Source organism: Pseudomonas protegens, assembly GCF_013407925.2.
Lineage (GTDB): Bacteria > Pseudomonadota > Gammaproteobacteria > Pseudomonadales > Pseudomonadaceae > Aquipseudomonas > Aquipseudomonas fluorescens_AP.
The window spans coordinates 4,331,611-4,345,090 of the sequence record NZ_CP060201.1; the positions used below are offsets into that span (position 1 = coordinate 4,331,611).

At 62.3% G+C, this 13,480-nt stretch carries 9 protein-coding genes; all 9 read right to left on the reverse strand.

All coding sequences use genetic code 11. From position 1 onward, the window contains the following. Nucleotides 1–23: 23 nt before the first annotated feature. The gene (acs, locus tag GGI48_RS20110; RefSeq protein ID WP_179599726.1) at nucleotides 24–1,961 is read right to left on the reverse strand and encodes an acetate--CoA ligase; all 1,938 of its coding nucleotides are present in this window, start codon (nucleotides 1,959–1,961) and stop codon (nucleotides 24–26) included. A gap of 126 nt (nucleotides 1,962–2,087) precedes the next feature. Beyond that, nucleotides 2,088–3,752 (reverse strand): glucose-6-phosphate isomerase, encoded by a 1,665-nt coding sequence (pgi, locus tag GGI48_RS20115; RefSeq protein ID WP_179599728.1) that lies wholly within the window; start codon nucleotides 3,750–3,752, stop codon nucleotides 2,088–2,090. Nucleotides 3,753–4,221: 469 nt separating this feature from the next. After that, the gene (gene panC, locus GGI48_RS20120; protein ID WP_179599730.1) at nucleotides 4,222–5,082 is read right to left on the reverse strand and encodes a pantoate--beta-alanine ligase; all 861 of its coding nucleotides are present in this window, start codon (nucleotides 5,080–5,082) and stop codon (nucleotides 4,222–4,224) included. Next, nucleotides 5,079–5,879: a 3-methyl-2-oxobutanoate hydroxymethyltransferase gene (gene panB / locus GGI48_RS20125; protein ID WP_016967443.1), complete on the reverse strand. Its 801-nt coding sequence runs from the start codon at nucleotides 5,877–5,879 to the stop codon at nucleotides 5,079–5,081. The genes panC and panB overlap by 4 nt, the downstream gene beginning before the upstream one ends. A 395-nt stretch (nucleotides 5,880–6,274) precedes the next feature. Next, nucleotides 6,275–6,754: a 2-amino-4-hydroxy-6-hydroxymethyldihydropteridine diphosphokinase gene (gene folK / locus GGI48_RS20130; RefSeq protein WP_179599732.1), complete on the reverse strand. Its 480-nt coding sequence runs from the start codon at nucleotides 6,752–6,754 to the stop codon at nucleotides 6,275–6,277. A gap of 3 nt (nucleotides 6,755–6,757) precedes the next feature. Beyond that, nucleotides 6,758–8,155, reverse strand: coding sequence for a polynucleotide adenylyltransferase PcnB (locus GGI48_RS20135; RefSeq protein ID WP_047306141.1), 1,398 nt, complete (start codon nucleotides 8,153–8,155; stop codon nucleotides 6,758–6,760). A gap of 744 nt (nucleotides 8,156–8,899) precedes the next feature. After that, the gene (locus GGI48_RS20140) at nucleotides 8,900–10,327 is read right to left on the reverse strand and encodes a sigma-54-dependent transcriptional regulator (RefSeq protein WP_060844656.1); all 1,428 of its coding nucleotides are present in this window, start codon (nucleotides 10,325–10,327) and stop codon (nucleotides 8,900–8,902) included. 22 nt (nucleotides 10,328–10,349) lie between these two features. Continuing rightward, nucleotides 10,350–13,304: a sensor histidine kinase gene (locus GGI48_RS20145; RefSeq protein WP_161799193.1), complete on the reverse strand. Its 2,955-nt coding sequence runs from the start codon at nucleotides 13,302–13,304 to the stop codon at nucleotides 10,350–10,352. After that, nucleotides 13,288–13,464 (reverse strand): hypothetical protein, encoded by a 177-nt coding sequence (locus GGI48_RS20150; protein WP_003176118.1) that lies wholly within the window; start codon nucleotides 13,462–13,464, stop codon nucleotides 13,288–13,290. The genes GGI48_RS20145 and GGI48_RS20150 overlap by 17 nt, the downstream gene beginning before the upstream one ends. Nucleotides 13,465–13,480: the final 16 nt, after the last annotated feature.

The window sequence follows — 13,480 nt, forward strand, 5'->3', positions numbered from 1 at the left end:
GCGCGGCCGGGGCCGCGCCGGTGTCAAGCGTTCAGGCGCTTGTCGATCAGGCCTTGCACCACGCTGGGGTCGGCCAGGGTCGAAGTGTCGCCCAGGGTGTCCAGCTCGTTGCAGGCGATCTTGCGCAGGATACGCCGCATGATCTTGCCCGAGCGAGTTTTCGGCAGGGCCGGGGCCCACTGGATCAGCTCCGGCTTGGCAAAGCTGCCGATCTCGCGGCTGACCAGGGCCAGTAGTTCCTTCTTCAATTCCTCGCTGGGTTCGACACCCTGCATGGGCGTGACGAAGGCATAGATCCCCTGGCCCTTGAGGTCGTGGGGGTAACCGACCACGGCGGCCTCGGCGATGCTGTCGTGGAGCACCAGGGCGCTTTCCACTTCGGCGGTGCCGATGCGGTGCCCGGAGACGTTGATCACGTCGTCGATGCGTCCGGTGATCCAGTAGCTGCCTTCCTCGTCGCGCCGGGCACCGTCGCCGGTGAAGTAGTAGCCGGGGTAAGGTGCGAAGTAGGTTTCGACCATGCGCTTGGGATCGCCGTAGACGCCGCGGATCTGTGCCGGCCAGCTGGCCTTGATCGCCAGGATGCCGCTACCGACGCCCTGTATTTCCTTGCCCTGGTCGTCCAGCAGCACCGGTTGCACGCCGAACATCGGGGTCGAGGCACAGCCGGGTTTGACCTGCCGGGCGCTGACCAGGGGGCTGAGCATGATGCCGCCGGTTTCGGTCTGCCACCAGGTATCGACAATCGGGCAGCGCTGCTCGCCCACGACATTGAAGTACCACTCCCAGGCTTCCGGGTTGATCGGCTCGCCGACGCTGCCCAGGAGCCGCAGGCTGCTGCGGGAAGTGCGCTGCACCGGGTCGCTGCCTTCGCGCATCAGAGCCCGCAAGGCAGTAGGCGCGGTGTAGAAGATGTTCACCTGGTGCTTGTCCACCACTTCCCAGAAGCGCGAGGTGCTCGGGTAGTTGGGCACGCCTTCGAAGATCAGCGTGGTCGCGCCGTTGGCCAGAGGGCCATAGAGAATGTAGCTGTGGCCGGTGACCCAGCCGACGTCGGCGGTGCACCAGAAAACCTCGCCGTCGCGGTAGTCCAGCACGTATTTGAAGGTCATGGCCGCCTGCAGCAGATAGCCGCCCGTGGTGTGCAGCACGCCCTTGGGTTTGCCGGTGCTGCCCGAGGTGTAGAGGATGAACAGCGGGTCTTCGGCATCCATCGGCTCAGGCGCGCACTGGTCGCTGGCCGCGGCCATGGCCTGCTGGTAGTGAATGTCGCGGCCTTCTACCCAGTTCACCGCGCTGCCGGTCCGTTCGACCACCAGCACGCTGCTGACATCGGGGCAACTGAGCAGGGCCTTGTCGACGTTGTTCTTCAGCGGGATCAATTTGCCGCCGCGCACGCCTTCATCGGCGGTGATCACCGTGCGGCAGTCGGCGTTGAGAATCCGGTCGCGCAGAGCCTCCGGGGAGAAGCCGCCGAACACCACCGAATGCACGGCGCCGATGCGGGTGCAGGCGAGCATGGCGTAGGCCACTTCGGGAATCATCGGCATGTAGATGCACACCCGGTCGCCTTTCTTCACGCCGCGGCTTTTCAGCACGTTGGCCAGGCGGCAGACGTGCTCGTGAAGTTCTTTGTAGGTGATGCGTTGCGAGTCGGCGGGGTTATCGCCTTCCCAGATGATGGCCGCCTGATCGCCGCGTTTTTCCAGATGACGATCGATGCAGTTGTAGCTGACGTTGAGCTGGCCGCCGCTGAACCAGCTGGCTTCGCCGGTGCGCATGTCATGGCTGTGCACGCTGTCCCACGGGCTGCTCCAGTGCAGGAAGCGCTTGGCCTGCTCGGCCCAGAATTGGTCCGGCTGCTCTATGGATTGACGGTAGAGGTGCTGGTAGTCGTCCTGACTCATTTGTGCCGCCCGGCGGACGGCATCGGCTTTGGGAAAAGTGCTGATATCGAACATGACGGTTCCTTATTCTTGTTTTGCGACAAGTCATAAGGGTGCGCACAAGTGCCAGGAAGGTTCAAGAGCCAGGGCCGGGGCCCGGACAGGAGCCGGACTGGCCGGCTCCTGGGAAGGCAAGGTCGATCAGCCGCGGTGACGGCCGCGGAAGTAGTTGATCAGGCCTTGGGTCGATGCGTCGTCGGCCAGGGTTTCATCGCTGCCAACCAGGCGGTTGTAGACGCCTTTGCCCAGCTCCTTGCCGAGTTCCACGCCCCACTGGTCGAAGGCGTTGATGCCCCAGACCACGCTTTGCACGAAGACCTTGTGTTCGTACAGCGCCACCAGGGCGCCCAGGCGCCGTGGGCTGATGCGCTCCACCACCAGGGTGTTGCTCGGGCGGTTGCCGGGGATGACTTTGTGCGGCGCCAGCCTGGCCACGTCGGCTTCGCTCAGGCCTTTCTCGCGCAATTCGTTCTCGGCTTCGGCGCGGGTCTTGCCCAGCATCAGCGCCTGGCTCTGGGACAGGCAGTTGGCGTACAGCCATTGATGGTGGTCGGCCACCGGGTTGAAGCTGACGATCGGCACGATGAAGTCGGCCGGAATCAGCTGGGTGCCCTGGTGCAGCAACTGGTGATAGGCGTGCTGACCGTTGCAACCCACGCCGCCCCAGATCACCGGGCCAGTGTCAGTGGCGACCGGCGTGCCGTCCTGGCGCACGCTCTTGCCGTTGGATTCCATGTCCAACTGCTGCAAGTGCTTGGTGATGTTGCGCAGGTAGTGGTCGTAAGGCAGGATCGCGTGGCTTTGCGCGCCCCAGAAGTTGCCGTACCACACGCCCAGCAGAGCCAGCAGCACCGGCATGTTCTGCTCGAACGGCGCGCTCTGGAAGTGCTGGTCCATGGTGTAGGCGCCGGACAGCAGTTCCTTGAAGTTGGACATGCCGATGGCCAGGGCAATCGGCAGGCCGATGGCGGACCACAGCGAGTAGCGCCCGCCGACCCAGTCCCACATCGGGAAGATGTTTTCTTCGCGAATGCCGAAGGCCACCGCAGCGGCATTGTTGCTCGACACGGCGATGAAGTGGCGATGCAGTTCGGCTTCGGAACCGCCTTGCGCCAGATACCAGGCCCGTGCCGCCTGGGCGTTCTTCAGGGTTTCGAGGGTATTGAACGACTTGGAAGACACGATGAACAGCGTGGTTTCCGCGCGGATCTTCGCCGAAAGCTCATGGAACTCACTGCCGTCGATGTTCGCCAGGTAGTGGCAACGCACGCCTTTCTGGGCGTAGGACAGCAGGGCTTCGGAAACCAGTTCCGGGCCGAGGAAGGAACCGCCGATGCCGATATTCACCACGTCGGTGATGGGCTTTTCGGTGTAGCCGCGCCACAGGCCGTCGTGGATACGCCCGACCAGCTCGGTGATCTGGTTCAGGACCTTGTGCACTTCCGGCATCACGTTGACGCCGTTCACCGACAGTTTGTCGCCAACCGGGCGACGCAGCGCGGTGTGCAGGGCCGGGCGGCCTTCGGAGGAGTTGACCAGTTCGCCGGTGAGCATGGACTTGATGGCATCGGCCAGGCCGACTTCCTTGGCCAGGTTCACCAACAGGTCGCGGGTCTGGCTGGTGATCAGGTTCTTCGAGTAATCGAGAAACAGTCCGCAGCTGCTCAGGGTGAATTGGCTGAAGCGCTGTGGATCGGCATTGAACGCCTCGCGCATGCTGAAATCCTGCATGGCTTGGCGGTGGTCTTTCAACGCTTGCCAGGCGGGCAGAGCGGTAACGTCATGAGGAGTGCGGTAGTACGCCATCGCTGCGGTTTTCCTTTTGCTTGAACTGCCTTTTGGACACTGAAAAGCCTGGAACGTCCTGCGTGGTCCCAAGGACCTCGTTCGCTCAGCCCTGTGCTGATTCGATTAATCACCCAGGGCGATAACAGTAACCCCGGCGTGCTGTTCTGTCTTGGCTTTGTCCGACTTGTGGCCGGTACTATTTTGTACGAGCGCAGCCAATCAGGGCGGCAAAGGGGCTTTCAGTGGGAATAATAGGGGGTGAATCGGCTGGTCTGGGTCGGGAGCCCGGTTCTGGCAAGGTCCCGTGCATTCCCGGGGGGCCATATGCAACCTGTGCGGTTGAGGCTTGGGCCGCTCGGTTTCACCTTGGGCAAGATGGCATGCATGGACGTTCCTCGGTCGGGTCCTCGAACGGGGCTTGCAGTATGGCTGCAGGCCCCAGCCGGCGGCAGTTTGCCCGAAGGTTGGGGTTCGGGCAATCAGGGGCTTATGCCGGTGTATCGAGGTCCAGATGCAGGTTGTCGATCAGGCGAGTGGAGCCCAGGTACGCCGCGACCAGAATCACCAGATCACGGTCTTCGTCGGTGGCGGGACGCAGGTTTTTCGCATGACGGATTTCCAGGTAGTCCCGGCGCAGACCGGCGGCTTCCAGTTGCTGCTGTTGTTCGGCCAGCAGCTTCGGATAGTCGCGTTCGCCGCCGCGGATGGCCTGGGCGATCTGGTTCAGGCTCCGGTACAGCGCCGGGGCGATGGCACGCTGTTCTGGGCTCAGGTAACCGTTGCGCGAGGACAGGGCCAGGCCGTCGTCGGCGCGCACGGTCGGCTCGCCGATGATCTGGATCGGCATGTTCAGGTCATGCACCAGGGCGCGAATGACCGCCAGTTGCTGGTAGTCCTTCTGGCCGAATACCGCCAGATCGGGCTGGACCATGTTGAACAGCTTGCTGACCACCGTGGCCACGCCCTCGAAATGCCCGGGACGGCTGGCACCGCACAAGCCTTCGGAGAGTTGTGGCACGCTGACCCGGGTCTGTCCGGCCATGCCGTCGGGGTACATTTCTTCGACGCTGGGTGCGAACAGCAGATGGCAGCCGGCTTCGAGCAGTTTTTCCTGATCGGCGGCCAGGGTCCGCGGGTACTTGTCCAGGTCTTCGCCGGCGCCGAATTGCAGCGGGTTGACGAAGATGCTGGCCACCACGAAATCCACGCGCTGAGCGGCCTTGGTCACCAGCGCGGCGTGGCCGCTGTGCAGGTTGCCCATGGTGGGCACGAAACCGATCCGCTTGCCTTCGTTGCGCGCGCGCGCGACCGCGGCGCGCAATTCGCGCACGGTTTTAACTGTATTCATGCAGAGAACCCGTGTTCGGCGCCTGGGAAGGTAACGGCTTTGACTTCTGTGACGTAGGCACTCAAGGCCGCCTGGATGCTGTCTTTACCAGCCATGAAGTTTTTCACGAACTTGGGCGAGCGGCCGCTGAGGGACAGGCCCAGCATGTCGTGGAGCACCAACACCTGGCCGTCGGTGGCGCTGCCGGCACCGATACCGATCACCGGGATTTTCACTGCCTGGGTAATTTCCGTCGCCAGCTCACTGGGCACGCATTCCAGCAGCAACATGGCCGCACCGGCCTGTTCCAGGGCGATGGCATCGGCACGCATCTGCCGCGCCTGGCTCTCGTTGCGCCCCTGGACCTTGTAGCCGCCCAGGACATTCACTGTCTGTGGCGTCAGCCCCATGTGCACGCACACCGGAACGCCGCGTTCGTTCAGCAGGCGAACCGATTCGGCCAGCCAGGCCGCGCCTTCGATCTTGACCATGTGCGCGCCCGCCTGCATCAGCTGAGCGGAACTGCTCAGCGCTTGTTCGGGGGTAGCGTAGGACATGAACGGCAGGTCGGCGAGGATCAGTGCCCCGTTGTTGCCGCGTTTGACCGCTGCGACGTGGTAGGCCATGTCGGCGTTGCTGACGGGCAGGGTGCTGTCGTGCCCTTGCAAGACCATGCCCAGGGAGTCGCCTACCAGCAGGACTTCGACACCGGCCTCACAGCAGGTGTGGGCGAAGGTCGCGTCATAGCAGGTCAGCATGGTGATTTTTTCACCTTTCTGCTTGAGGCTTTGCAGGGTGGTCAGAGTGATGTCTGGCATGAAAAGGGGTCCTCATTTCAGGCGCTTTGGAAACTACTGCGAGTAACGCGCGTGATTCTTCGTTATTCAGGCGCACGGTCTTTTGTCGTGCTTATACAGCCTGGTTCCAAGCGATTTGAAAGTGCTGCCAGGACTCGTCGTGGCGCTGTTGCGCACATCATTCTGTGCCCAGAAGGTGCTCTGTACCAGCGGGTGCCGCCGCCGTTGCACAAGCGCCTTGGCCTAACGTTTCCTGGGGTCGCCGCGAACAAGCCTCGCTTGAATTGCGCCCTTTAACGCCGGGATGGCGGCAACGGGACGCCTATAGTCGTGATGAGGACTCGGGAAGTCAATTAGATGTGTTACCGCCTTGTTACGCCGGGAGTGTTACCGCCGTTACTGATCCGTTTCAGCGATCAGCCCAGGCGTTCCAGGCCGACAAATGGGCAGGCATCGAGCAGCGCCTTGAGGGTGCGCCCGTCGGCCAGTTGCAACTCGGCAGGGGCCAGTTCCGCCAGGGGATAGAGGACAAAGGGGCGGGCGTGCATGTGGTAATGCGGCACCTTGAGACGGGGTTCGTCGATCAGGCGGTCACCGAACAGGAGGATGTCCAGGTCCAGGGTGCGCGGGCCCCAGCGCTCGTTGCGCTCGCGCCCCTGCTGGTTTTCGATCGCCTGCAGGGCATCGAGCAGCGCCAGGGGCTCCAGGTGGCTGTCCAGTGCCGCCACGGCATTGGTGTAGCGCGGCTGGCCGGGAAGCAGGGAGTCGCTTTGATAGAGGGCCGAGACGCCGTGCAGCTGGCTGGCTGGCAACTGCGCCAGGGCCTCGATGGCGCTGCGCAGTTGAGCTTCAGGGGCAGCCAGGTTGCTGCCCATACCGATGTAGATACGTTCCATCCACTATTCGCCCGAAGCGTTGGAACCGCCGGCACGCTTGCGCTTGGCGCCGCTGCTGCGCCGGCGTTTGCGCGGGGCGCCACTGGCATCTTCCTTGCCGCTCAGCTCGCGGATCATGTCGCGACGTTCGGCATCGTTGGCGTCCTGGTAATCGGTCCACCATTCACCCAGGCCATCGGTCTGCTCACCGGCGCTTTCCCGCAGCAGCAGGAAGTCGTAGCCGGCACGGAAACGCGGGTTATCCAGCAGCAGGTCGGCACGCTTGCCGCTGCGGCGTGGCAAGCGCTCTTGCATGTCCCAGATCTCGCGGATCGGCATGGTGAAGCGCTTGGGAATGGCGATGCGCTGGCACTGTTCGGCGATCAGCTCGTGAGCCGCTTCCTGCATGGCCGGGATCGGCGGCATGCCGCGTTCCTGCAGGCGCAGCACTCGGGCCGGGAGGGCAGGCCAGAGCAGGGCGGCGAACAGGAAGGCCGGGGTCACCGGCTTGTTCTGCTTGATCCGCAAGTCGGTGTTGATCAGGGCTTCGCTGATCAGCGTGTGGGTGTAGGTCGGGTTGTATTCCAGGGCTTCGGCGCTGGCCGGGAACAGCGGATCGAACAGTTGCAGGTCCACCAGCATTTCGAAGGTGTCGGCAGCGTAGCCGGAGAGGAACAGCTTGAGCACTTCCTCGAACAGGCGCGCCGAGGGGATCTCCCGCAGCATGGGGGCCAGTTCACGGATCGGCGTGGCGGTGTGCTTTTCGATACCGAAGTTCAGTTTTGCTGCGAAGCGCACGGCCCGCAGCATCCGCACCGGGTCTTCCTGATAGCGCTGGCGGGGATCGCCAATCAGGCGGATCAGGTTGTTGCGAATGTCGTGTACGCCATTGGCGTAGTCGAGGATGCGTTCGCTGACCGGATCGTAGTACAGGGCGTTGATGGTGAAGTCACGGCGCTGCGCATCTTCTTCCAGGGTGCCGTAGACGTTGTCCCGCAGGATTCGCCCGCTTTCGTTGCGCGAGGATTGGTTGCTGTCCTCATCGTCATCGTTTTGCGGGTGGTTGGCGCGGAAGGTCGCGACCTCGATGATTTCGCGACCGAAGTGAATGTGCACCAGCTTGAAACGACGGCCAATGATCCGCGCGTTACGAAACTCGGCCTTGACCTGTTCCGGTGTGGCGCTGGTGGCGACGTCGAAATCCTTGGGGGTGATGTTGAGCAGCATGTCGCGCACGCAACCACCCACCAGGTAAGCCTGGTAGCCGGCGTTCTGCAGGCGCTCGACGATATTCACCGCATACCGGCTGAACTGGGCGCGTTGCAGCGAATGTTGGCTGCTATTGAGCACTTCAGGGGTGCTGCGTTGGTGTTGCGTACGACGCAAGGGAGAACGGAATGACTGGAACAGCTTCTTCAGCATGGGATGCACTGTTTGAAGGAATGTTCGGCCAAAACGAAGAATGACCGCATGATGGGCCGGGATTCTAGCATTTAGTCGAAGGATGGTGTAGGAAGCTGCCGCGACTTGTGTCGGCCTGCGCAAAACCGCGAGTTGCTGGGGCTGCGTGGGTGTTGTCGGGGGAAAATACGAATGGCGCAAACCACAAGGGGAGCCGAAGCTCCCCCAGAATAGTTGCGTGCTCTATTTTTATTATTGGTTTTGGGCTTCTTGTTTTTGTTGATCGCCCTTGTCACCTGGTTTACCCAGTGTGACGCTCCCAATCGGGAGCCAAGAGCAAACGGATTGCTTTGATCGCTGAGTTGCAATGACCTTTCGATCCAACCAGTTCAGGCTCTGCCTTAGGGCAGTTTTTGTTGTTCTCGGCCTGGTTGCGGGGCAAGCCCCAAATACAACGCCTCTCCAAAAGAATCAGTTAGCTGCGCCTCCGCCGTGTTGTTTTTATTGTGCGTGAGTCGATTCGTCTTATTTTTATTGTCTTGTGCATTGCTTGTTATTGTTCTTGTACCAAACATATAGCAGGTGCCGTGCCAACTTTTACGATCCCCAGTAAAACAAGGGGTTAGGCGCCTATGGCACTGTTATTCAGACGAAAAAAAACCGGGGCTTCGTTACCTTTAGCCCCGGCTTTTGTTACGTCTGATGGTGTGGGTAACAGTTTTTTTCATTTTGTCGAATGTCACCCGCACATTCGACAGCCTCGGTTCAGCTTTCGCTGGCGACCCCGCTCTTGCGGCGCGGGATGCCCAGACGCTGGCGCCGCTCCCACAGGCATTTGCGGCTGACGCCAAGCTTGCGTGCCAGCTCGGTCTCGGTCATGTGGTCCTGGTGCTCAAGCACGAAGTGCTGGAAGTAGTCTTCCAGGGACAGGTCTTCTGTGGGTTCGTGGCTGGTGTTACCCGGCTGTGGCGCCAGGCCGACGAAGTCGTCGTCTTCCAGGTCGCTCAGTTCGATATCGATGCCCAGCAGGTCCGCGGAAATCTCCGGGCTTTCGCACAAGATCACCGCTCGTTCGACCGCGTTCTCCAGCTCACGCACGTTCCCCGGCCAGGAGTAATGACGGATCGCCTGTTCGGCGTCGGCGGCGAATCTCAGGTCCGAACGACCGATGCGGGCACTCTGTCGGGCCAGGAAGGCGTTGGCAATTTCATTGACGTCGGCACCTCGCTCGCGCAGGGCTGGCAGTTTCAAGGCAATCACGTGCAGGCGGTAGTAGAGGTCTTCACGGAACTGGCCGATTTTCGACAGGCTCTTGAGGTCGCGGTGAGTCGCCGCTATCAGGCGCACGTCGACTTTTTGCGACTGCACCGAACCGACACGGCGGATCTCGCCTTCCTGCAGCACGCGCAGCAGGCGGGCCTGGGCTTCCAGCGGCAGTTCGCCAATTTCGTCAAGGAAGAGTGTGCCGCCGTCCGCCGCTTCCACCAGGCCGGCACGACCGGCACTGGCGCCGGTGAATGCACCTTTCTCGTGGCCGAACAGCTCGGATTCGATCAGGGTTTCCGGAATGGCGGCGCAGTTCACCGAGATCATCGGCGCCTTGGCGCGCTTGGACAGGTTGTGCAGCGCCCGGGCCACCAGCTCTTTACCAGTGCCGGATTCGCCCTGGATCAGGACATTGGAGTCCGTCGGCGCGACCTTGCGAATCTTGCTGTACATGTCCTGCATCGGCGGGCAGGAGCCGATGATGCCGATTTCCCCGTTGCTGTTGCCGGCCACGGCCTTGTCTGCCGTCGCCCCGGCCTTGCCCGCCGGGCGATCTGGCGCGGCGTTCTCGGCGCTTTGCCGATCCCGAAGGATCCGCGCCACGGCCTGGAGCATCTCATCGTGGTCGAAAGGCTTGGCGATGTAGTCCACCGCGCCCATTTTCATCGAGTCCACGGCTGAGCGCAGGCTGGCGTAGCTGGTCATGATCAGCACCGGAGTACCCTGGCCGAGCTTGATCAGTTCGGTGCCTGGAGCACCCGGCAGGCGCAGGTCACTGACGATCAGATCGAACGTGGGGATGCTGAAGCGTTCCTGGGCTTCCTGCACTGAGCCGGCTTCGCTGACCTGGTACTGGTTGCGTTCCAACAGGCGGCGCAGGGCGGAGCGGATAATGGTTTCGTCTTCGACGATCAGAATATGCGGCATTGATTCAATTCTCTCGACGGTCTCAGTTCACAGCGGACGTCGCTTCGACATGACGCGGCAAGGTCACCCGGATACGGGTGCCGCGCTGGCTCTGTAGATCGGCCGGGCTGTCGATGGTGATTTGTCCATAATGCTCTTCAACGATGGAATAGACCAGCGCAAGGCCCAGTCCGGTGCCTTCTCCAGGGTCCTTGGTGGTGAAAAACGGTTCGAACAATCGGTCCATGATGTTCTTCGGAATACCGCTGCCTTCGTCCTCTACGATCAGGTCGACCGTGTGCTCGAAAGCCTCGCTCTTGACGCGTACCGCGCTGCCGGGAGGGGAAGCGTCGCGGGCGTTGGAAAGCAGGTTGATCAGGACCTGGGCGAGGCGCTGAGGATCGCCGTCGACCCAGTGGTCGGGATCGCACAGATTAAAGAACTGCACTTCGAAATTGCGCCGGTTCAGGGCCAGCAGGCCGATGGCATCCTGGGCGACTTCGGCCAGGCACACGGCTTCGTCGTTGTGCTGGTGACTGCCGGCGTGGGCAAAGCTCATCAATGACTGCACGATGCGCGAAATGCGCTTGGTCTGTTCGAGGATCTGCTCACTGATTTCCGTCAGTTCGCCGTCCTCCTCGCGCTCTTCCCGCAGGTTCTGCGCCAGGCAGGCAATACCGGTGATCGGGTTGCCGATCTCGTGAGCGACCCCGGCGGCCAGGCGCCCGATGCTGGCCAGGCGTTCGGAGTGCACCAGTTTGTCTTCCAGGGTCTGGGTTTCGGTCAGGTCTTCCACCAGCAGCACCAGGCCGCTGTTGCCCGGGGCCAGAGGCTCGTCAATGGCGGCCTTGTGCAGGTTCAGCCAGCGGGTCTGGCCGTCGAGGGCCAGGTGCTGCTTGTGCAAGTGTTCGTCCGGCAGATTGATGAAGCCTTGCAGCAAATCCTTCCATGGGTTGGCGATGGTGCTCAGGCGCGAGCCCACCACGTGTTGCGCGGGAATGCCGGTCAGCTCCTCCATGGCCTTGTTCCACATGAGGATTTCTTGGTCCTTGGCCAGGGAGCAGACGCCCATCGGCAGTTCCTGCAGGGTTTGCCGGTGGTAGCGACGCAGGGCATCGAGTTCGGCTGCCAGGCCGGTCAGGCGCGAGTGGTAGTCCTCCAGCCGGCTTTCGATGAAGTGGATATCCTCGGTGACGTAGTTTTCTCCGCCGGCCTTGTAGGGCAGGAAGGTTTCCACCATGTCCTGGGCAACGCTGGGGCCCATCAGGCCCGAGAGGTTGGCTTCGATGCGGTCACGCAGGCGCCGCAGGGCGTAAGGCCGACGCTCGTCGAAGGGCAGGTAGAGGTCGCGCAGGGCCTGTTCCACTTCCTTTTGCGCGGCCTTGGCGCCCAGCGGCTTGGCCAGTTGGGTGGCGAACTCCTGGGGCGAGGCGGCATGCAGTTCCCTTCGTTGCGGGCGACGCACGTTGTCCACGGCGCAGGCTTCGGCGGCGCTGGCTTCCTCGCTGCTGGCATTGGTGAACAGCGAGATCAGGGTGAACATCAGCACGTTGGCGGCCAGCGAGGCGATGGCCGCCATGTGCCAGCTGGTGTCGTCGAGGACATAGATCATGTTCAGCAGCGGGATATAGAAACCCTGCAGGTTGCCGATCAACGGCAGCAGCATGGTCACCAGCCACACCAGGATCCCGGCCAGTAGCCCGGCGATGAAACCGCGCCGGTTGGCGGTCGGCCAGTACAGCACCGACAGCACCCCCGGCAGAAACTGCAGAGTGGCGACGAAGGCGACGATTCCCAGGTTGGCCAGGTCCTGCTCGGCCCCCAGCAGCAGGTAGAAGGCGTAGCCGGCCATGATGATGGCGACGATCAGGGCGCGGCGGGTCCATTTCAACCAGCGATAGATGTTGCCTTCCGCCGGCGGCTGATAGAGCGGCAGCACCAGATGGTTCAGGGCCATCCCCGACAAGGCCAGGGTGGTGACGATGATCAGGCCGCTGGCGGCGGAAAGGCCGCCGACATAGGCCAGCAAGGCCAGGGCCGGGCTGTTGGCGGCAATGCCGATGCCCAGGGTGAAGTATTCCGGATTGGTGGTGGCGCCGAGCTTGAGTCCGGCCCAGAGAATAAGCGGCACCGCCAGGCTCATCAGCAGCAGGAACAGCGGCAGGCCCCAACTGGCGCTGACCAGGGCGCGGGGGTTGAGGTTTTCGGTAAAGGTCATGTGGTACATGTGCGGCATGACGATGGCCGAGGCGAAGAACACCAGCAGCAGCGTGCGCCATGGGCCTTCTTGCAGTGGCGTATGCAGCGCGGCCAGGGCGGTCTGGTTCTGCAGCAGCCAGAGCTCCAGCTGTTGCGGCCCATCGAAGACCCCGTACAGCGCATAGAGGCCGACGCCGCCAATGGCGATCAGCTTGATCACCGATTCAAAGGCAATGGCGAACACCAGGCCTTCGTGTTTTTCCCGGGTCGCGATGTGCCGGGAACCGAAGAAAATCGTGAACAGGGTGATCAGCGCGCAGAAGCTCAGCGCCACGCGGTGTTGCACCGGCTCATGGGTAAGGATGCCGATGGAATCGGCCACCGCCTGGATCTGCAAGGCCAGCAGGGGCAGGACCCCCACCAGCATGAAGATGGTGGTCAGGGCGCCGGCCCAGGTGCTGCGGAAACGGAAGGCGAACAGATCCGCCAGGGATGACAGCTGGTAGGTGCGGGTGATCTTGAGGATCGGATAGAGCAGCACCGGCGCCAGCAGGAAGGCCCCGGACACTCCCAGGTAGCTGGAGAGAAAGCCGTAGCCGTATTGATAGGCCAGGCCCACCGTGCCGTAGAAGGCCCAGGCGCTGGCATAGACCCCCAGCGACAGGGTGTAGGTCAGTGGGTGGCGAATGATCGAGCGCGGAATCATGCCGCGCTCACTGATCCAGGCCACCCCGAACAGCACCAGCAAGTAGGCGGCGCTGATCAGGATCATCTGGGTCAGGCTAAAGCTCATCGGCATCTTTTTGGCTCTGCAGGATAAAGGTCACGACGATCAGAATCAGCCAGAGCAGATACGGGCGATACCAGGCGCCAGTAGCATCGATCCACCAATCCATGATGGCGGGGGAAAACAGATAGATCCCCACTACCAGGAGCAGGACCAAGCGATAGATGTACATCTCGGCCTCTCTTTAT